This window comes from Neisseria sp. (assembly GCF_041804105.1).
Taxonomy (GTDB): domain Bacteria; phylum Pseudomonadota; class Gammaproteobacteria; order Burkholderiales; family Neisseriaceae; genus Neisseria.
Window position 1 is genome coordinate 14,007 of sequence record NZ_JBHCJY010000025.1, and the last position, 18,443, is coordinate 32,449.

Genomic DNA, 18,443 nt, shown 5'->3' on the forward strand with positions numbered 1-18,443 from the left:
TTAGAAAACAAATAATTTAACGAGATAAGGGGATTCGGTTTGGTAAACGTGTTTCCCGTCTATTTTTACATCTATCAACAAATCATAGTCCTGTCCTGCTTTGAGCGATGTGCAGGAAATTTTCAAGCCTGCCGTTCGGTCGTCAAATGCGGCTAACTTCGGAACGGAAACAAAATGCCCGCGTCCGCCGTTGATGAAATAGCCGATTTCCACATTGCAGCCTGCTTCGCCAAGCCATTTCAGGTTGAGCGGAAAATCAATCCATGTTCCCTGCTTGGCCTCAAAATAGTAGGGAATGCCTGATAGATACACGCTGCCTTTGGCCGTCTGAAAACGCAAAACGCCGTGCACCATGTTGTTTTCTTTTTGGATGGGAAAGTTTTTCTCTATCAGCTGCGGGTTGTTGCGGTATAGATTGAACATGGGTTCTTTTGATGAAACCAGTTCGTTATCGGCAATGGGTTGGCCGTCGGGGTTGTTTTCCGGATAGTAGTTGTTGAAATTGTATTGTTGAGGAATATATTTCAACTCCCAATTCTGATAACTTCCCGGCCAATTCAGGGTATCGAATACTTTCTTATCAAACAGCATGGGATAATTGGATACCCCGTAGTTGAAATACATGCTCCACTCGTCTATCGGCATGTTCAGTCCGATGTCGAAATACTTATCAACTACTTCACGCCAGATACGTTTGTCGATGATTTGCGGGCGGTGCGATGAATAGGACAATAATTCATAGCCATCCTTGTCCAGAACGACTTTCATATTGTGTTGCCCTTCATCATATTCGGTCATGCGTTCTTTCCATGACAGCAAATCATAGAAGTAATAAGCACTATAACGGCCGTCTAAAATGAAATTTTCCATCGGAATCGGTTTGAATGGCTGATTATCGTCATCCAGCATGACAAAACAGTCATCCAAATTATTCAGGTTCAGCAAACTGCTGCGTAACAGCCAGTTTTTGGAAACATGGTCGCGCTTGGCAAAACCTTCCGCATATTTTCCCAAGATTTTGTTTTCATCAATCACGCGAATGGGAAATTGACTTTGAATTTCCTGAAAACGGGGCATCATATCGGGGCGGGTTACCACGATGTATTCTTTGACAAACGGAATATATTTGTCGGTTTTGGCAATGGTCCGTCCGCATTTGTCGGCATCGATGCTGATAAACACAAACTGTAATTTTTCGGGCGCCTGTATCGGCAGATATTTGGGACGGGTCAGGCTTTTCAGCACGGAAATTGTGCTTTTTGCCATCATGTCCCAACTGTAATGAATGTGGTTTTTTTCGATAAACGCCAGTTTTTCCCAATACAGCCGGTTGTTGGACAAATACAGATCCAGCAAGTCCGTCAATTCGTTGACCGAGTTGTAGCTTATATAGTCGGCACAGTTTTTACCTACTTCAAACATCGAGCTGTTGTTGGACGCAATCGTGAGCTTGCCGTTGCCCAAACTTTCCGCGATGGGCAGGCCGAAACCTTCGTATTTGCTCAAATAAACACAAATATGGGCGTGTTTGTACAGCAAAGTCAGGTCGTTATCGCTCAAGCCCTGCAACCAGAAAACGGATTGGTTCAACAGTTTATGACTGCCCAGATATTGGAGAAACTCGTCATTGTTCCAACCTGCTTTGCCGACGAATACCAGATTGGTATCGGGGTGTTTGTGTGCGATTTGCTCGAATGCGGTGAGCAAAAGTTGCTGGTCTTTGCGCGGTTCTAATGTGCCGACAAACAGCAGATAGCGTGTTTTGACGAGTTCCGTTACCGTTTTGTCCGCAGGGGCTTGCTGTTCCACGGCAGAGCGTTGTTTGTTTTTGGATGATTTTGCTTTGCTGTTTGGACTGTTTTTCTTTTGGCCGACGGATATGTCCGCCCCCAATTTGATGACTCTGCTGGGAATGGGGCGGCCATTGCCGATTTTCTCTTTGACTTGGAGAAAGTCCAGCTCGGCGGAGCGTGAATCAAACAGCACCAAATCGGAATATTGGTAAATGGCGTAAAGGTAGGTAACAAAATTCCGGGTGGTATTACTGTGCGAAAATTGAGACTTTACAACCGGTACAAGGTCGTATAGGAAATTGACGATTTTTACCTGATTCTGTTTCAGCTTTTTATAGAGATAATCGCGTTTTAACGGATTGTTCCAAACGCCGTCCATATCCAAAAAAATATCGGTGCTGCAAAAATCCTCGATTTTTTTCTGATTCGCCGTGTTTTTGAATACATAGTTTTTAACGTCGGCCAAAAATGCCGACAACTCAGTCGGAGAAATTTGTACGAATTTATGGCTGTCCAAATCAAAATAAATGCATTGGACGGCCAAGTTTTTATCGTCTGCCGCTTTGGATAGAAATTCCCTTACAACCCGTTGGATACCCGTATGGGCACGGGTTGTGTAATAGTTGCTGATGTCCACATAAACTGTTGCCATTGTTCGTTTTCCTTGTAATCAACCGACCAGTTGTGTCTTTTTTATTGCTCTTTCCCTTGATGAATAGAGAATGTCTAAAATTTGTGCTTTATTGATCTTTTTCTCTTTTAATTGTGAAGACAGATTGTTGAAAGCAGGTTTGTCTATTTCCCTGTCCAATATTTTGTAATATGCCTCTCTTAAAAACGTTTCATCGTCTTGAATGTCGAGCAGAATCTGTTTCGGATAGGCGAATATGTTAAAGCTCATCCCTTCAAACCGTTCAAAGATAATTTCGTCCAAATTATGGGTTTTCAGATTGCGGTTGACGATTTCGGTAAGTGCTAGATATTGTTCTTTCATTTGGCGGTTTTCCTGATTTTATGGTTTTCGACCAATGTTCTGATTTTGAGACAGTCGTGCCCTTTGGCTGTTTGGGAGTGTTTTAAAGGTTGAACCGCCGCTTCAGGCAGGGCTGCCCGAACCTCCTGTATTTTTGGCAAAGTGCCGTTGGGGAAACTTGGAACGTTCCGTATTTGTTCTTCCAACCGGATAAGATGGTTGTGCAGATGAGTGGCCTGCGACGACAATCCTGCCAAATCCGCATCAACCGACAATGCCGTTTTGCGGAGTGTGTTTTCCAATTCACGTTGTCGGGCGGCGATGCGTGAGAGTATTTCACGGTTGGATGCGTATTTCCCGCACAGGCCGAATGTGAACAGTCTGACAAAGAAATACCGGATTTTCAGTTGTGCCAGCCCGGGTATGTTTTGTCGGGACATACGGAATTCGGGAGAGGCTGCCATGTCGAGCAGGATTTTTTTGGAGGAGATGCCATGCTCCAGCAGGTCTTCGTAGTGGGCTGCCCCCTCTGAATCGGGTTCCCGCCCGAAAAAAAGCAAATAGGCTTGCCGGATAAAGGCTGAATCGTTTTGTTGCCGTAAAAGGCTGTGAATGGTATCTGTTTGATGTTTCGACATATTATTTTCCGGTAAAGTGTATTGGGTGTAATCTGTATAACCGATAAGGCTGCGTGCAACGCTGTGCCAAGCGGGTAAGGCGGGATGCTTGGAGACAGGCAGGGTGTCATGCAGCCATCGGATGATTTTGTCTGCCAAAGGACGGGGGGCATCGTTATCAAAGTATCGGGCGGCGCTGTCTGCGATTTCACGGAACACGGGCAAATCGCGTGCCAGTATTTTCTTTTGGTAGGTCAAACCTTCAATCAGCGGCAAACCGTAGCCTTCGCCGTAAGACGGGATGATGATGCCGTCTGAATTCCGGTAGAGTCCGTCCAGCATTTCGTCGCTGGCGCATTGCAGCCAAAACAGTTTCCGGCCGTATTGCGGGTGGTTCAGTATCCGCTGCTGCAACTTCTCGGTTTTCCAGCCTTTTTTGCCGACCAGCACCAATGTGGTTCGGTGGGTTTTCCAAACTTCTTCCATTGCGTCGAGCAGGCATGAATGGGCTTTGCGCGGTTCCAGCGTGCTGACGTATAAAACAAACTGCCGTTTTTCCAGCATTTCGGCCAACTGTGCTTCCGATGCGGAAATGCCCGTGCTGTGGCTGGTTTTGCTGAAATCTCCCGCCAGCGGCAGCACCTGCATACGGGGCTGTTTTGCGGCCGACAGCCGGGATGCAAGCCATGCCTGCATTTCCTGCCGCACGGTGTTTGAAATCGGTAGAACCAGGTCGGCGTAAACGGCGACGGTTTCCAGCCATTTTTGAAAATAAACGGCTGACTTTTCGGGAAACCATTGCGGATTCTGTATGGGCAGCAGGTCGTACAAAACAAAGCAGATTTTTACGCCTGCCTGTTTCCAGCGGAGCAGGTCGCCGGTATTGGCGGCAACGATTCGCGGTGCCAAATCCAATCCTAAAAATATGTCTCCCTGTTTTACGGCAACTTCTTTTTTGCTTTTCAGACGGCCTTCGCCGATGTAGCGGTAGCCGTGGTTTTTTGCGGCGTACACGGGCTTTAAGACGATCGTATCGGAAGCATCCAACTGTTTTTCCAGCTCCGCCCACAATGAACGGACGACACGCTGTATGCCTGTTCCTGCGTCGTGTTTTACCAATAATGAAACGTCTATCAGCAGCTGGCGTTTTTCTCCCTTGAGGCCGTCTGAAAAACTGCGGGTATTTGCAGCGGCTTTATTCCGTGCCGTTTCAAGGGGATGCAGTTTCAGCAGCATGCTTCGCACGAAGGCCGACGGGTGGTTGAAAAACTGGTTCAGCATCTAGGTTTGGCCGTTGTAGAAGGCATAGCCTTCTTCGATGTCGGTAAAGTGTTTCAGACGGCCTTCGGACAGTACGCAGACCGAATCGCAGCGTTCGCGGATATTGTGGACTTCGTGCGAAACCAAGATGATGCCGCGGTCGTTGCGTTTTTCAAAAAGTTCTATCCTGCATTTTTCCTGGAAACGGGCATCGCCGACGGAAATCACTTCGTCAATCAGAAAACAGTCGAATTCAATCGCCATCGAAAGTGCGAAAGCGAGCCTTGCGCGCATCCCTGCGGAGTATTTGCGTACGGGTTCGTAAAGGTAGCCGCCCAGCTCTGCGAAATCCTGCACATAATCGCGTACATAGTCGATGTCGGCGTTGTAGATGCGGGCGATGAAGCGAAGGTTGTCCATGCCCGTTAGCGAACCTTGGAACGCGCCGCCGAATGCTAGCGGCCAAGAGACGGAGGCGGTTCGGGTGATTTTGCCTGCCGTCGGCTGCTCCACGCCGCCGATGAGACGGATCAGGGTGGATTTGCCCGCGCCGTTTTTGCCTAAAAAGCCGACTTTGTCGCTGGCTTTCATTTCAAAGGAAATATTGTCCAATACGGTGCGTCTGCCGCCCTGTATCGGATAGACTTTGCTGACGTTTTCAATCTTAATCATTCCGGTTGCACCCTGTCTTTCAGCCAGCGTATGCCCAGCAGTCCTGCCAAAATCAGAAACAGCGATACGACGATTAAATACGAAGGGTCTTCGTAGGTGCGGATTGCGTTGCCGTAATAGCCGTGTCTCAACATTTCCACGGCGTGCAGCGGCGGGAGGTAAAGCGCCATTTTTTGCAGATAGGACGGCAGGAAATCCACCATATATGCCGCACCGGACAAAGGGAAAAACAGGTAGGTGAGCGTGTGCCAAATTCTGTCGAATACTTCCGATGCTTCGGAAATCACGCCGATGACCATCCCCAAACCTGCGGAAAACAGCGACAGCATCAGCCATGCGCACAACATCAGGAAAATATCCTGAGGCGGCTTAATCAGCCCTGTTACGGTGAAAACCGCCATCAGTGCAATGAACGAAATGGTGATGCCGGCGATTTCCAAAATAATCCGTGCAAAAAACAAATCGATGATTTTGACTTGGCGGTGGTACATCAAAGACAGGTTCGGTTCGATGGCTTTCGAGCATCTGGCGGCAACGTTGCGCCACATTAAAACGTAGGAATAGCCCGTCAGCGCAAATGCGATGATGGAAACATCGCCGAACCCGCCTACATGCCCTTTGGTCAGCGACCATAAAACGATGATGCCGAGGGTAAACAGCACGGGCTCTAAAAACAGCCAGAGAAATCCAAGGTTGTGCCTGCCGTAGCGAGTCAGGATTTCCCGCATCAGCAGGGCACCGAGCACTCTGCGCTGTATGCCCAGGCTGGTTAGAAACGAATGGCTCTGCATGGCGTTACCCCTGATGTTCTTTGACACCGGCGGTAAGCAGGGTAAGGATGCCCCAAATAACCAAACTCAGCACCAGAGTGGAGAGAATGCCTTTGATGCGTTTGGGTTCGATGGCATCGTCGGGCACCATCGGGTTGGAAACCCTTTCCAAATAAAGCTGTTTTCTTTGCGCTTCGTTTTTGTTCTGTTCCAAAGTGGCCAATGCTGCGGCCAGTTCTTTGCTGGCAACTTCTTTTTGCAGAATCAGGCGTTCGTAGCCTGCTGCTTTGTCGTTCAGCGAACTTGAACCGACCAGGGCGGAATTGGTTTCTTTGCTGATGTCTTTACGCAGATTGCGTTCTTTTTCCTCCAATATCGGAATTTGCGGGTTTTCGGGGGTAACGGCCTTCAATTGCGACAGTTGGTTCTGCACCAGAATGTGCTGGTCTTGCAGTTTGGAAATCAGTTGCAGACGGAGTTTCGATTGCTGATCGACATCGAAAATCTTGTTTTGCGCACGGAATTCGCGAAGTTGGTCTGAAATTTCGTTTACATTTGCCGCGGCTTTTTCGACTTCTTTTTCGGAAAACGAAATCATGTCTTGGCGCGCGCGCGCATTCAGGCGGTTAATCAGCGCTTCGGCGAGCGTGAGCAGGCGCACGTTGATGTCGTGCGCATCCTTGGCGGTATATGCTTTGACGGTGAGTGTGGAAATCGAAGATGTCGAATCGGTATCGATTAACACCTTGTTTTGGTAATAGTCGTAGAGTCCTTCCAAGCCGCCGTTAAAGCCGAACGTGTTGTAGCGGCTGATGAAATCGACGTTGCCGCTGCCGTATTTGTCGGCAATTTTCATGCTTTTGTCCAACTGGGCGACGGCATCGCGCGACAGCATGTATTGGTGGACGATGTAGCTGTCGTCGGAAGAACGGGAAAAGCCGACATTCTGTAAAAAAGCAGACAAGCCGGTTACCGATGTGCTCTTCTGCGGGCTGCGGATAACGAAACTGGATACCGACACATAGCGGTCGGAGGCCACCAGTCCGAAATAAAGCACCGACAAAAGCGTCGGCAATACCACAATCAGCCAAAATGAAATACCCGGTTTTCTTACTTTTTTACTCATTGCTTATCAAGCTCCCATAGAGCGGCCGCAGTAGGTTTTATGGTTGGGCGGCTGCTGTGTGTGAATCGGATTGGAAAAGGGGAAATAGAAATGCCCGAACAGGCCGTCTGAAAGATGCAGACGGTTTTCAGACGGCCTGTTCGGACGGTTCGGCAGTTACTGCTTGGTACGGCCGTAGACGTCTTCCAAACGGACGATGTCGTCTTCACCCAAGTAGCTGCCCGACTGGACTTCAATCAGCTCCAAAGGAAATTTCCCCGGATTTTCCAAACGGTGGACGACACCCAAAGGAATATAGGTGGACTGGTTTTCCGACAGCAGAAACTCTTCGTCGCCGCGCGTGATTTTACCCGTGCCTTTTACGACAATCCAATGTTCCGCGCGGTGGTGGTGCATTTGCAGGCTCAACACTTGGCCGGGGTTGACTACAATCCGCTTCACTTGGAAATTGCTGCCGTTCTCGAGCGAATCATAGCTGCCCCAAGGGCGGAACACTTCACGCCCGTGCTGGGTCAGTTGGACATGGCGGTCTTTGATTTTGCCGATAATCTGCTTGATTTCGGGCAGGGCTTTTTTATCCGCCACCAACAAAGCATCTTCCGTATCGACCACGACGATGTCCTGCAAACCGAGCAGCGACACCACCCGTTTGTTGGCGGTATGCACCATATTGTTGCGGGCATTGTGGAAAACCACATGGCCTTTGCCTCGGCTGGCATTGCCGTCTTCGTCTTTCGGACTGGATTCCCAGACGGCATCCCATGCACCGACATCCGACCAGCCTGCGTCCATCGGTACGACAATGCTCTCAACAGACAGTTTGCCGTCTTTGCCGATATGTTCCATCACGGCATAGTCGATGGAATCTTCGGGCGAAGACGCAAAAGCCTGACCGCCGAGCCAGACGAAATCTTTGTCGGTTTCGGCGGTTTTCACCGCTTCTTCGCATTTGTCACGGATTTTTTCATTGGACTGACTGATTGCGCTCAGCCAAGTGGAAGCTTTCAGCATGAAGATGCCGCTGTTCCAATAATATTGGCCGGACGCAACATATTCCTGTGCGAGCGCGGCAGAAGGTTTTTCAACGAATTTGTCTAACGGTGCGGCTTGGTTTCCTTCCGTTTTGCCGGTTACTTTGATGTAGCCGTATCCCGTATCGGGACGGTTGGGAACGATGCCGAAGCATACGATGCCGCCGGCCAATGCCTGCGGCAGGCCGGTTTCCACGGCGCGGTAGAATTCGGCGGTATTGCTGATAAGGTGGTCGGCAGGCATGACCAGCATCACGGCATCGCCCTGCTGCTGGAGAATGTGGAACGCCGTGGCCGTAAGTGCGGGCGCGGTGTTGCGTCCGCACGGTTCCAAAACGATTTCCGCGCGCGCATCGACCTGCTTGAGCTGTTCGGCCGTGATGAAACGGTATTCCTGATTGGAAACCACAATCGGCGAATCCGAGGTTTCGATTTTGTCCGACGTAAAGCGGTTCATCCGCAACACGGTTTCTTGAAGCATGGTTTTGTTGTCGAACAGGCTCAAAAGCTGTTTGGGGTATTTTTCCCGCGAAAGCGGCCAAAGGCGGGTGCCTGAACCACCCGAGAGGATGACGGACTGCAGCTTCATTTTGGTTTTCCCTTTGTATATTGCTGAAAAAACTATAATGTACCATATCATTTCTCATTCTGCTATAATTTGCAAAGAAAAAACAGAGTAAGAAAAGAATTGTTGATTTGTATCGTATTCTGTTTTTATTTGTTTGGAATTTTTTGGGATTGGCAAACTGTTTCCTGCATATTCAGACGGCAGTGCCGAAGATTTGATTGTTGTAGCCAACACTTTCAATTTTATGAATAATTTTATTCAAAATAGCTAAATAAAATTAACAAAACGGTTCCGGATGGAACGCTGAGGGGAATTTTACCTGTATATCGAAAACACGGGTATATTATAAATTTAGAAATTATCTATAAAGTTGTTATTAAAAATACAACGTACACATAATATTCATACCGACTGAAATTACGACAAACCATCCATGCTCTCCGTCAGCCTACATCCGTTCAAACACAAAAAGGTCCTGCTGCTCCAAGGCCCCGTAGGGCCTTTTTTCAGGAATTTCGCCGACGACCTGCGCCGGCTGGACGCACGGGTGTTCAAAATCAACTTCAACGCAGGCGACTGCTTCTTCTATCCCCAAGGCGTGAATTTCAGACGGCCCATGTCCGAATGGCCGGAATTCCTGCAACGCTTCATCGGGCGGCACGCCGTCGACATCATCGTATTGTTCGGCGACTGCCGCAGCATCCACATGGCGGCCAAAGAAGTGGCGCAGGAAACGGGAACGGATGTTTATGTGTTTGAAGAAGGCTATCTGAGACCGAACCACATCACGATGGAACACAGCGGCGTCAACGGCTATTCGCAGTTTGTGCCGCAAGTGCGCGATTATCTGCATTCCTTCTATCTCGGCAACATGCGGCCGCCGCCGTTTACCGATGTGGGCAAAACCTATTGGTATGCGGCTTGGTGGGCGGTGCTCTACTATGTGGCGGCATCGTTCGGCCGCCGCCGGTTCCCGCACTACCGCCACCACAGGCCGCTGCAGATCAGGGAAGGGCTGTATTGGATACGCGGCGCGTTCCGTAAGCAGTGGTTCAGATTTAAAGAACGCGGCCTGGCCGCAAAACTGACAGGGGAATGGTCGCAGCGGTATTTTCTCGTACCTTTGCAGGTGCACAACGATGCCCAGATTTCCCACCATTCTCCCTATGCCGCCATTGAAGACTTTATCGAAGAAGTCATTGTTTCTTTTTCAAAAAACGCCCCGAACGACTGCATATTGGTGCTGAAACAGCACCCGTTTGACAGGGCCTACAAAGACTATGGCCGTCTGATTCAGGAACTCGGCAGTTCTTTAGGCTGCGCAGAGCGCATCTTCTATATCCACGACCAACACCTGCCTTCCCTGCTCACACACGCACGCGGCGTTGTGGTCATCAACAGTACGGTCGGCCTGTCGGCAGTTAAGGAGCTGCTGCCGGTCAAAGTGTGCGGAGAATCGGTTTACAACATCCGCGGGCTGACGGTGCAGGACTCTCTCGATGGTTTTTGGACGGCGGCGGAACACTTCAGGCCGAACCGGATGTACATCAACCACTATCTCGATTACCTGTGCCGCAACACCCAGCATAACGGCAGTTTCTACCGCAAAATCAAAGGCAGCCCCTATCAAACCGGCGTGATTTGGTATTGAGTTTTTTAGCGATTATTCGGCTTGTCCGACTGCATCAAGGCCGTCTGAAAATGATTTCAGACGGCCTTGATTCCGTTTTATCCGTTTGCAGCCGTATCGGTCGGCACGGCGGTTTTCAGCTGGAACAGCTTACGCAAATGCCGGCAGCCCATTCGGGTGCAGGTTCGGCGAGGTCGGCGAATTCGGGTCGTTCGGTAAACGGTTCGGCCATGCAGCGCTGCAGGCGTTCGGTTTCGCGGAAGTCGCCCTGTTGCGCGCGTTCGATGGCCTGCTGGAGCAGGTGGTTGCGCAGGGTGTAGAGCGGGTTGGCGGCGTTCATGCGGGTTTTCCGTCGGATGGGGTCGCTGTTTTCGAGACGCAGGCGGCGGCGGTAGCGGCCTGTCCACAGGAGGAAACTTTCGGTCGGGCCGCGGAACAGGGAGAGCAGGTGCGGCGGCAGCGGGTCGGCGTGGTTGTTGGAAACGTCGGCCAAGTATCTGAAAAACAGGGTGAAATCGACGCGGCGGCTTTGCAGGGCGGTGAAAAGGTCGGCAAACAGTTCGGCATCGTCGTTTTGTACGGTGTCCAAACCGAGTTTGCGGCGCATTTTTTCTTCATAGGCCGTCTGAAAATCTTCGGGAAAGCGGTTGAGAACATCGAGCAAATCCTGTTCGCTGCACAGCGTTGCGAAACATGATGCGAGTTTGGCCAGATTCCATTGGGCGATTTGTGGCTGGCGGTTGTAGGCATAGCGGCCCTGTTTGTCGGAGCGGTTGCAGATGTGGTAGCGGTCGTAGGCATCGAGAAAACCGAAGGGGCCGTAGTCGATGGTGAGGCCGAGTACGGACATGTTGTCGGTGTTCATCACCCCGTGGCAGAAGCCGGCGCATTGCCAGCCTGCCGCCAGACAGGCGGTGCGGCGGCCGATTTCGCCGAGCAGGGCAACATAGGGGCGGTCGGCTCCGGCACAGTCGGGATAGTGGTGTTTGATGAGGAAGTCGGCCAAGGCTTTGACGGTGTCGTATTGCTTTTTGTGGTGGAAATATTCGAAATGGCCGAAGCGGATGAAACTCGGCGACAGGCGGGTGAGCACGGCGGCGGTTTCCTGCTGTTCGCGGTAAACGGGGTTGCTGCCGCCGACGAGTGCGAGTGCGTGGGTGGTGGGGATGCCCAAGCCGTGCATGGCTTCGGATGCGAGGTATTCGCGGATGCCGGAACGCAAGACCGCGCGGCCGTCGGCAAAACGGGAAAACGGTGTTTTGCCCGCGCCTTTGAGCTGCCACTCCCAATCCACGCCGTCTGAATCCGTGTAGCTGCCGATGGAGGCGGCGCGGCCGTCGCCCAATTGCGGCACATAAATGCCGAACTGGTGGCCGCTGTACACGCCGGCGAGCGGACGGACGGGATAATCTTCGGCATTGCCGCCGAGGGCGGACAGCGTTGCGGCACGGTCGAAAAAATCGTCGGGCAGGCCGAGTTCCTCGGCGAAGCGGCGGTTGGCCGCCACCCAGTGCGGGTTGTGCAGCGGCTCGAAAGCGACGCGGGCGTAGCAGTGGTCGGGCAGGGCGGCGAAGGCGGGTTCGTGCAGGGGCAGAGTGTGCATCGTGTTGTCGGTAAAAAAATTCAGACGGCCAGTATAACGGCTTTGCGGGCAGCGTGTGCAAAACTGTGTAAGCGCCTGCCGCAGAAAACGGCGGCGGGCTTATCATTGCGTACGCGGACGGCATGGCGCCGCCGCTTACAACAATATCTGCATCAAGAAAGGAATGATTATGTCAGGATGGATTGGTACCATTATTATCGGTTTCGTTGTCGGCGTGCTCGCCAAACTGCTGCATCCCGGCCGCGACGATTTGGGCTTTATCATGACCACGCTGCTGGGCATTGCGGGTGCCGCGCTGGCGGGCTTTGTCGGCCGGTCGATGGGCTGGTACGGCTCCGGACGGATTATGGAATGGATTGCTTCCACCGTGGCGGCAGTGGTAATTCTGTTTGTGTACACGCGCTTCATCAAACGCAAATAACACGTTCGGATGTTTTTCAGACGGCCTTATTCGGTACAATAAGGCCGTCTGAAATTTTTTGGGCAGGAGCAGACCGTGCAGCCTAATCTCGCCAACCGCCTTCCCGTCCGCGTGATTCCCATCGACCGCGACCGATCTGATTACGCGCTTTCCAAAAACCGTCTCAGCGACTATTTTCTGCGCAACCCGATGCTGTTTGCCCGCGCACTCGACCGCCGCCACACGGGGCACGCCGTCAGAATGGCCGCCCACGCCTGCGGCCTGTGGTTCGCTGAGTGGACAAATCCCGACAACGGGCGGCAGGTGCTGGTGGTGGCCAATAAAGACGTGATGCCGTTCCGCAACCTGTTCGAGCGCACATTGCGCAGCAGCGGGGTGGTGGAAGCCTTGAAACGGGGCAGCAGCTAAGTTTGGCTGTCGGTATGCGGCGGTGCGGTTTCGGTTCTGCGGTCTGTTCGGCCTGAACGGTATTTAACAGCCGTTCAGGCCGTCTGAAAAAGGAAATAAACATGAAAAAATATGTCCCGCTTACCTTGCTGTTTGCTTCCTTGTCCGCGCATGCGGCGACGTGCGGACAAATCGACCGCCAAGCCGCGCAAGCCTATCAGGCAATGGAGCAGCATGCCTGCTGTAGCGATTTGTTTGACGAGGCCAAGTTCAACGCCGCCGAAGCGCGCTTTGCGCAGGTGATGCAGGCGACGAACGATGTGGCGACGTGGCAATGCCGTTTCCCGGAAATGCAGAACGCGGGCATCGGGATGTCGCGGTCGGCCGACAAAAAACTGCGCATATTCTCTTGGCGCATCCCCACCGGCGGCTCGATGCACGAATATGCCCATATGGTGCAGATTCAAGACGGCGCAGGCAGGGTGCGCGAAAGTGGTTTTCCCGAAAGCGGTTCGTTCGGTTATGTGGAACGCATCGAGCAGGACACGTTGCCGCAGCACGGCAGGGTGTATCTGATGTTTACCCACGGCGTCGGTTTCGGGCGGCTGCACGGTAAGGCGGTGGAATGGTTCAGTATCAAAAACAATCGTTTGCAGCCTGAAAAACTGTTTGCTGCCGGCAAACGTGTGTCGTCAATAGACTATGCTTATGAGCCGCACAGCCAAGACAAGCTGCCTGAAAATTTCCGGCATTTCGTTTACGATGCGAAGCGGCGGCAGCTGAGCTTTCCCGTGGTGCGCAACACCAAAGCGTTCGAGTATGGGGAGTTGACCGGTAAGCGGATTGTTTACCGGTTTGAAAACGGGGTGTTTGTACGCAAATAGCTGTTCCGTAACGGGTTGTTTGGGAAATAAAAATACCTGAAACAACAAGGCCGTGCTTGGTTGGGAGTTGATACAGGGTTAACCCGTCGCCGTCATTCCCGCGCAGGCGGGAATCCGAATCCGTAATGTTTAGGAACAAGACTTTTCGGCAGATCTTCCGGGTACCTGCCTGCGCAGGAATGACGGTAAACTGAATATCAACGCCGTATCCGAATGCATCCGAATCATCGTTTGCCGACCTGATGCCGATTGGTTAAGGCACTCGGTGCAGATACGGTGCGGGCAGTAAAAGGGCGTCTGAAAAATATTTTTCAGACGGGCTGATTTTTTTGGAGACGGCTTACCAGCCTGCGGCCAGTTTGTCGGCTTCGGCCAGCCGTTCCGCCGTGCCGACGTCGAGCCAAAGGCCGGTGTGTTTTTCGGCGCAGACCGAGCCGTTGTCCATGGCGGTGCGCAGCAGCGGTGCGAGTTTGGCGGCTTGGCGCGGCGGGGTGCCGGCGAACAGTGTGGGGCTGTATACGCCCATGCCGCTGAAGGTCAGCCCTTCGCCCTGTTCGGGCGACGACGCGGCAAGGCCGTCTGAAAGCAGGCCGAAATCGCCTTTGGGATTGTGCGGCGGGTTGTCCACCAGCCAAAGATGGGCAAGGCGGCCGTGCCGCTGCATGGTTGCCGCGCACTCGAAGGCCGTCTGAAAGTCGATGTCGGTCAGCACGTCGCCGTTGATGACCAAAAACGGTCGGTCGCCGAGCAGGGGCAGGGCGGTGGCGATGCCGCCTGCGGTTTCCAGCCCCGTTTCGCCTTCGGGCGAATAACGGATCTGCACACCGTAGTCCGCGCCGTCTTTCAAGGTGTCTTCAATCTGGCTGCCGAGCCATGCGTGGTTGATGACGATTTCGCTGATGCCTGCGGCTTTCAGACGGCGTAAGTGCCAGCCGATTAAGGGTTCGCGGCCGACCTTGAGCAGCGGCTTGGGGGTGGTGTCGGTAAGCGGGCGCATCCGTTCGCCGCGTCCGGCGGCCAGAATCATGGCTTTCATATCGGAAAATCACTTGGAAAACAAAACGGAAGGATTGTATAGACGGCCTTGCAATGGTGCAAGCGGCAGCGGTGAATATCATGGCGTGGAATTTCAATGCGGTAAACAAAGTGCGTTTTATCGTTTGAAAAACCCGATTGGTATATTTTTAACGCATATTTTGGGCGGTGTAGTATGTTGATGGTATAAAAATAATGGTTACGGGGAGTACGGCTGGCTCAGTTTTTGATACACAAGCCGAAAGGATAACCATGAAAAAAGCCGCTTTACTGCTGCTGCCCCTGTTTGTGTCGGGCTGCATCCCGATTGTTTTTCCGATTAAAAATCCCGCCGATGACCGGCCGAACGTGTACGGCCGCTGGCGCATTACCGAAATCGCGGGGCAGCGTCCCGCCACGCAGGACATGATGTTGGCCGTCAACAGTACCAATACCGGCTTCAGCGTCGATTCGGAATGCCTGAAACTGTCTGGACACCATGCCGTTGCCGAGAAAAACGGCATCATTTTCGGCAAAATCCAAACCGTGCAAAATCGCTGCACGGGCAGCGGCAGCGAACAGCAGCTTGCCACCGCGCTGCACGGCGTGAAAAGTTACCGTCTGCACAAGCACAGTGTCGAACTGTACGACATCGAAGGCCGCACCGTTGCCGTGGCGCAGCGTTTGTCTGCCGAACGCCTGACCGGACACGGCGATTTGAAATCCGTACCGACTTTTGCATCGGCACGCCATGCCAAATGATACGGTGTCTGCGCCTGCATGACTTGGGCGGCGGGCGGCGGCGGTGTTTCCGCTTCTCCGTCGCGGCGGTGTAAGGTAAGGGCATACCCAAGCCTTGCAGCGGTGTTGTGCGGGGCGGCAATTTGTCCGAATAACGCAAAAGAGTAAACAGGCCGTCTGAAAAGATTTTTTCAGACGGCCTGTTGCTTTAAAATGCGGCTGCAGCATTTTGCTGCAATTTCCCGAAATACCAAGAACGAAAGGAACACGGATGACACCGCAAACGGTTTTGGATTTTTGGTTTAGAGAAACCGATTCCGCTTTATGGTTTGCCAAAAACGAAACATTCGATGAACTTGTGCACCGCCGTTTCGAAACGCTTTGGCGTCAGGCGGCGGCATCGGAACTGTATGGTTGGCGCGAAACGCTACACGGGCGGTTGGCTGAAATCATCGTGCTCGACCAGTTTTCCCGCAACCTATTTCGCGACTCGCCGCAGGCATTCGCGCAGGACAATATGGCGGTTGCGCTGGCTCAGGAAGCGGTCTGGCAGCCGGGGTTCGCCGCGATGGAAGCGGCCGAACGTCATTTTATGCTGATGCCGCTGATGCACAGCGAAAGTCGTGCCGTGCATATGCAGGCCGAACAATTGTTCAGACGGCATACGTCGGCATCGGCTTATGACTTTGAAATTAAACATAAAAGTATTATCGACCGCTTCGGTCGTTACCCACACCGCAATCGGGTACTGGGTAGGGAAAGTACGGCGGAAGAGCTGGAATTTCTGAAACAGCCGGGTTCGTCGTTTTAGCATTCCGCTCCGCATGCCGGTATTGTTTAGACGGCGTGGAAATATCCGTCGTTTTGGTCGGGATGGTTGAACACCATGTCGAATTCGCTGCTTTCGAGTTGCGCCGTGATGCGGGCAAGGGTTTCCGCACCCAGATATTCGTCGTCGAATTGCGTGATGTAGCTTTCAAAATCGGCTTCTTCGATAACGTTGTCGGGCATCATGGTTTGGAAATGGCAGCTATCGGGGAACACGGCGACCGAGTGGAAGCAGTGTGCGGGCAGTTCCAGCTGTCGCGAAAGGGCGTTGATGACGAGCTGGTTGTGTTTCAAAGGATTGGCGAAAACGGTGTGGCGGTTGTGGCTTTCTGCCGTCCATTCGCTGTCCCTGCTGCTGCCGGAGACGAAACCGCCCTGCTTGGGCATGGCGACAACGAAAATGCCGTGTTTGGAAACGTAAACGCAATCGGCTGCACCGCTGCCGTTGCCGATGGATAACGGCAGGTTGGGGAAGGCACGGTATTGCTGTCCGTCCAAACGATCCGACAGGTTTTTCTTGTTTTTTGAGCGTCCGAACCATTCGGATGCCGCTCTGTTTTTGGCATAAAGGCTGAAAAGAAGGACAGGGGCCGTCCACCAGACGTAGGGGAACACCCCCTGTGAAATCTGGGTAAAAAAATCAGTAAGCTGCATAAGTTTTCCGCGTATTGTGTTTGTTTTATTGATGTTGCCGTGCCGCTCTAAACGGCGGCATCATTCCAACATCATTTAATATGCATTATAACTGAGAAAATATTACTATTGAATAAAAACAACAGGACAAACGGTTTTTTCTGTGAATTTCTTGAGTATGGATGCCGGAACGTGTGCCGTTCATTTTCCCGGAAGACTGGTTTTTGTTTTTATCATTTTGATAATAAAGAGATTGTTTGGATTTTCTTGCGGGATGCAACAACTTATCTCTTGACACTTCTTTACAACATATTACAAATTGGAGTTGATGCTTGTATTCTGTAAAACAAAGGCCGTCTGAAAACTTTTCAGACGGCCTTTGTTGCGGCGGTTGCCGCTATGCGGCGTTCCGTGTCAGTTAATTGTATAACCGCGCAGATACTGCACGCGTTCGCGGGTCATGCGGGTGTCGCATTGCAGTTGCAGATATTCGGCACGGTCAGGGTTGCCTGCTTGCGCGGCGGCACGACGGCAGTCGCGGTTTTTCCTGTCGATCCAACTGCGTTGCTCATCGCGGATGCCCTGTTGTACGGTTTTGTCCATGTCGTTCCAAACGCGGTTGATTTCGTTGTTGGCGCTGCGGTTTTGCTCATGCGCCTGCTGGAGGTCGCTGTCGGCAGGTGCAGGTGCCTCGTCCACCGGTTCGGAGGGGCTGAGCACTTCGGGTGCGGATGCGTCTTCGGTGGTCAGTCCGACGGCTTCGCTGCTGGCGGCATTTTTTTCGAGAATGTCGGCAGGGTCGGTGGCAGACGGTTCGTCGAATGCTTTGCTGTCCATTTTCAGGGCTTTTTCGAGGCTGACGGGTTTGCCGTCGATGAGCAGGATGCTTTTCACGCCGTAGGGCAGGAGTGCGGCGGAAACGGTTTGCGCGGCCTGCGTCAGGGCGTTGTCTTCAAAGCTCAGCTCGGTTTTTTTGGAGGCGTCGGCGGGCAGGTAGTTGATGGCGGAGCTGTAAAGGCCGTTGGAGAAAGTGGCGTTGCTGCCCGTCAGCCGTTTTTCGATAAGCTGGGCGATGGTTTCTTTGCCGTAAATCAGCGGGCTGTTGGTTTCGGCGGTTTTGAGGATTTCAGACGGCACTTGGATTTTCAGGTCGGCCCGGCAGACGGGTTTGCCGCCGTCGGTTTGCGTTTCGGGGTTTTCCAGCAGGATTTCGAGCTGGCTGCCTGCGGCGATGATTTTGTCGGCATCGACGAACTGGCGGGAATCGTTGCGGGCGAAGTCGCGCGCTTCCTGTTTGACGATTTCCTGAATGTTGCTCTTCACGCTCTGCAATACGGCGGGGTCTTCGCAGGCGAGGGCGGCGTCGGTTTTTTTGTCGTCGCCGCAGGCACTCAGCAAAGCTGCCGCCAATGTGAGGGCAAGCAGTTTTTTGTACATTTGAAGCTCCTTGGAATTATGAAAAACGGTTTTCAGACGGCATCATAGCAAAAGC

17 protein-coding genes are annotated in these 18,443 nt (G+C 52.3%); 6 read left to right on the top strand and 11 right to left on the bottom strand.

Translation table 11 applies throughout. The annotated features are described in order from the left end of the window. The 7 genes from ACEYDX_RS02655 to ACEYDX_RS02685 form a co-directional block, all read right to left on the bottom strand. Nucleotides 1-2,445 carry a glycosyltransferase family 4 protein gene (locus tag ACEYDX_RS02655; RefSeq protein ID WP_373740491.1) on the bottom strand — a complete coding sequence of 815 codons (2,445 nt, stop codon included), beginning with the start codon at nucleotides 2,443-2,445 and terminating at the stop codon, nucleotides 1-3. A gap of 18 nt (nucleotides 2,446-2,463) precedes the next feature. Beyond that, nucleotides 2,464-2,787, bottom strand: coding sequence for a hypothetical protein (locus ACEYDX_RS02660; protein ID WP_373740492.1), 324 nt, complete (start codon nucleotides 2,785-2,787; stop codon nucleotides 2,464-2,466). Next, nucleotides 2,784-4,664, bottom strand: coding sequence for a glycosyltransferase (locus tag ACEYDX_RS02665; protein WP_373740493.1), 1,881 nt, complete (start codon nucleotides 4,662-4,664; stop codon nucleotides 2,784-2,786). The genes ACEYDX_RS02660 and ACEYDX_RS02665 overlap by 4 nt, the downstream gene beginning before the upstream one ends. Continuing rightward, entirely contained in the window at nucleotides 4,665-5,315 is a 651-nt protein-coding gene (locus ACEYDX_RS02670; protein ID WP_373740494.1) for an ABC transporter ATP-binding protein, read from the bottom strand. Beyond that, nucleotides 5,312-6,106, bottom strand: a complete 795-nt coding sequence (locus ACEYDX_RS02675; protein ID WP_373740495.1) for an ABC transporter permease — start codon at nucleotides 6,104-6,106, stop codon at nucleotides 5,312-5,314. The genes ACEYDX_RS02670 and ACEYDX_RS02675 overlap by 4 nt, the downstream gene beginning before the upstream one ends. Before the next feature lie 4 nt (nucleotides 6,107-6,110). Next, nucleotides 6,111-7,211 (bottom strand): capsule biosynthesis protein, encoded by a 1,101-nt coding sequence (locus ACEYDX_RS02680; protein WP_373740496.1) that lies wholly within the window; start codon nucleotides 7,209-7,211, stop codon nucleotides 6,111-6,113. Between the two features lie 156 nt (nucleotides 7,212-7,367). Further along, nucleotides 7,368-8,831, bottom strand: a complete 1,464-nt coding sequence (locus tag ACEYDX_RS02685) for a mannose-1-phosphate guanylyltransferase/mannose-6-phosphate isomerase (protein ID WP_373740497.1) — start codon at nucleotides 8,829-8,831, stop codon at nucleotides 7,368-7,370. A 412-nt stretch (nucleotides 8,832-9,243) separates the two neighbouring features. Between ACEYDX_RS02685 and ACEYDX_RS02690 the strand changes: the two genes are divergently transcribed. Beyond that, nucleotides 9,244-10,461: a capsule biosynthesis protein gene (locus ACEYDX_RS02690; RefSeq protein WP_373740498.1), complete on the top strand. Its 1,218-nt coding sequence runs from the start codon at nucleotides 9,244-9,246 to the stop codon at nucleotides 10,459-10,461. A gap of 115 nt (nucleotides 10,462-10,576) precedes the next feature. Here ACEYDX_RS02690 and ACEYDX_RS02695 read toward each other — a convergent pair whose 3' ends face one another. After that, entirely contained in the window at nucleotides 10,577-12,043 is a 1,467-nt protein-coding gene (locus ACEYDX_RS02695) for a YdiU family protein (protein WP_373740499.1), read from the bottom strand. Between the two features lie 169 nt (nucleotides 12,044-12,212). Between ACEYDX_RS02695 and ACEYDX_RS02700 the strand changes: the two genes are divergently transcribed. From ACEYDX_RS02700 to ACEYDX_RS02710, 3 genes are all read left to right on the top strand, one after another. Next, complete coding sequence (locus tag ACEYDX_RS02700; protein ID WP_373740500.1) at nucleotides 12,213-12,464, top strand: GlsB/YeaQ/YmgE family stress response membrane protein; 252 nt, start codon at nucleotides 12,213-12,215, stop codon at nucleotides 12,462-12,464. Nucleotides 12,465-12,539: 75 nt separating this feature from the next. After that, a complete protein-coding gene (locus tag ACEYDX_RS02705; protein ID WP_373740501.1) occupies nucleotides 12,540-12,872 on the top strand; it encodes a hypothetical protein in 333 nt (110 codons plus the stop codon). Nucleotides 12,873-12,973: 101 nt separating this feature from the next. Continuing rightward, on the top strand, nucleotides 12,974-13,735 hold the full coding sequence (locus ACEYDX_RS02710) for a hypothetical protein (protein WP_373740502.1): 762 nt from the start codon (nucleotides 12,974-12,976) through the stop codon (nucleotides 13,733-13,735). A gap of 340 nt (nucleotides 13,736-14,075) precedes the next feature. Here the strand turns inward: ACEYDX_RS02710 and murU are convergent, their stop codons facing one another. Further along, entirely contained in the window at nucleotides 14,076-14,771 is a 696-nt protein-coding gene (gene murU, locus ACEYDX_RS02715) for an N-acetylmuramate alpha-1-phosphate uridylyltransferase MurU (RefSeq protein WP_373740503.1), read from the bottom strand. A gap of 251 nt (nucleotides 14,772-15,022) precedes the next feature. On the opposite strand from murU, the gene ACEYDX_RS02720 reads away from it, so the two are divergent. Further along, the gene (locus ACEYDX_RS02720; protein ID WP_373740504.1) at nucleotides 15,023-15,511 is read left to right on the top strand and encodes an META domain-containing protein; all 489 of its coding nucleotides are present in this window, start codon (nucleotides 15,023-15,025) and stop codon (nucleotides 15,509-15,511) included. Nucleotides 15,512-15,761: 250 nt separating this feature from the next. Further along, on the top strand, nucleotides 15,762-16,301 hold the full coding sequence (locus ACEYDX_RS02725; protein WP_373740505.1) for a DUF924 family protein: 540 nt from the start codon (nucleotides 15,762-15,764) through the stop codon (nucleotides 16,299-16,301). A 26-nt stretch (nucleotides 16,302-16,327) separates the two neighbouring features. On the opposite strand, the gene ACEYDX_RS02730 is transcribed toward ACEYDX_RS02725, so the two are convergent. Beyond that, nucleotides 16,328-16,972, bottom strand: coding sequence for a nuclease-related domain-containing protein (locus ACEYDX_RS02730; RefSeq protein ID WP_373740506.1), 645 nt, complete (start codon nucleotides 16,970-16,972; stop codon nucleotides 16,328-16,330). Between the two features lie 393 nt (nucleotides 16,973-17,365). Then, complete coding sequence (locus ACEYDX_RS02735) at nucleotides 17,366-18,388, bottom strand: lysozyme inhibitor LprI family protein (RefSeq protein WP_373740507.1); 1,023 nt, start codon at nucleotides 18,386-18,388, stop codon at nucleotides 17,366-17,368. Nucleotides 18,389-18,443 lie beyond the last annotated feature (55 nt).

Excerpts from the sequence above, each read along its gene's own strand:
- ACEYDX_RS02655 (WP_373740491.1), bottom strand. The coding sequence starts at position 2,445 with ATGGCAACAGTTTATGTGGACATCAGCAACTATTACACAACCCGTGCC.
- ACEYDX_RS02660 (WP_373740492.1), bottom strand. The coding sequence starts at position 2,787 with ATGAAAGAACAATATCTAGCACTTACCGAAATCGTCAACCGCAATCTG.
- ACEYDX_RS02665 (WP_373740493.1), bottom strand. The coding sequence starts at position 4,664 with ATGCTGAACCAGTTTTTCAACCACCCGTCGGCCTTCGTGCGAAGCATG.
- ACEYDX_RS02670 (WP_373740494.1), bottom strand. The coding sequence starts at position 5,315 with ATGATTAAGATTGAAAACGTCAGCAAAGTCTATCCGATACAGGGCGGC.
- ACEYDX_RS02675 (WP_373740495.1), bottom strand. The coding sequence starts at position 6,106 with ATGCAGAGCCATTCGTTTCTAACCAGCCTGGGCATACAGCGCAGAGTG.
- ACEYDX_RS02680 (WP_373740496.1), bottom strand. The coding sequence starts at position 7,211 with ATGAGTAAAAAAGTAAGAAAACCGGGTATTTCATTTTGGCTGATTGTG.
- ACEYDX_RS02685 (WP_373740497.1), bottom strand. The coding sequence starts at position 8,831 with ATGAAGCTGCAGTCCGTCATCCTCTCGGGTGGTTCAGGCACCCGCCTT.
- ACEYDX_RS02690 (WP_373740498.1), top strand. The coding sequence starts at position 9,244 with ATGCTCTCCGTCAGCCTACATCCGTTCAAACACAAAAAGGTCCTGCTG.
- ACEYDX_RS02695 (WP_373740499.1), bottom strand. The coding sequence starts at position 12,043 with ATGCACACTCTGCCCCTGCACGAACCCGCCTTCGCCGCCCTGCCCGAC.
- ACEYDX_RS02700 (WP_373740500.1), top strand. The coding sequence starts at position 12,213 with ATGTCAGGATGGATTGGTACCATTATTATCGGTTTCGTTGTCGGCGTG.
- ACEYDX_RS02710 (WP_373740502.1), top strand. The coding sequence starts at position 12,974 with ATGAAAAAATATGTCCCGCTTACCTTGCTGTTTGCTTCCTTGTCCGCG.
- murU (WP_373740503.1), bottom strand. The coding sequence starts at position 14,771 with ATGAAAGCCATGATTCTGGCCGCCGGACGCGGCGAACGGATGCGCCCG.
- ACEYDX_RS02720 (WP_373740504.1), top strand. The coding sequence starts at position 15,023 with ATGAAAAAAGCCGCTTTACTGCTGCTGCCCCTGTTTGTGTCGGGCTGC.
- ACEYDX_RS02725 (WP_373740505.1), top strand. The coding sequence starts at position 15,762 with ATGACACCGCAAACGGTTTTGGATTTTTGGTTTAGAGAAACCGATTCC.
- ACEYDX_RS02730 (WP_373740506.1), bottom strand. The coding sequence starts at position 16,972 with ATGCAGCTTACTGATTTTTTTACCCAGATTTCACAGGGGGTGTTCCCC.
- ACEYDX_RS02735 (WP_373740507.1), bottom strand. The coding sequence starts at position 18,388 with ATGTACAAAAAACTGCTTGCCCTCACATTGGCGGCAGCTTTGCTGAGT.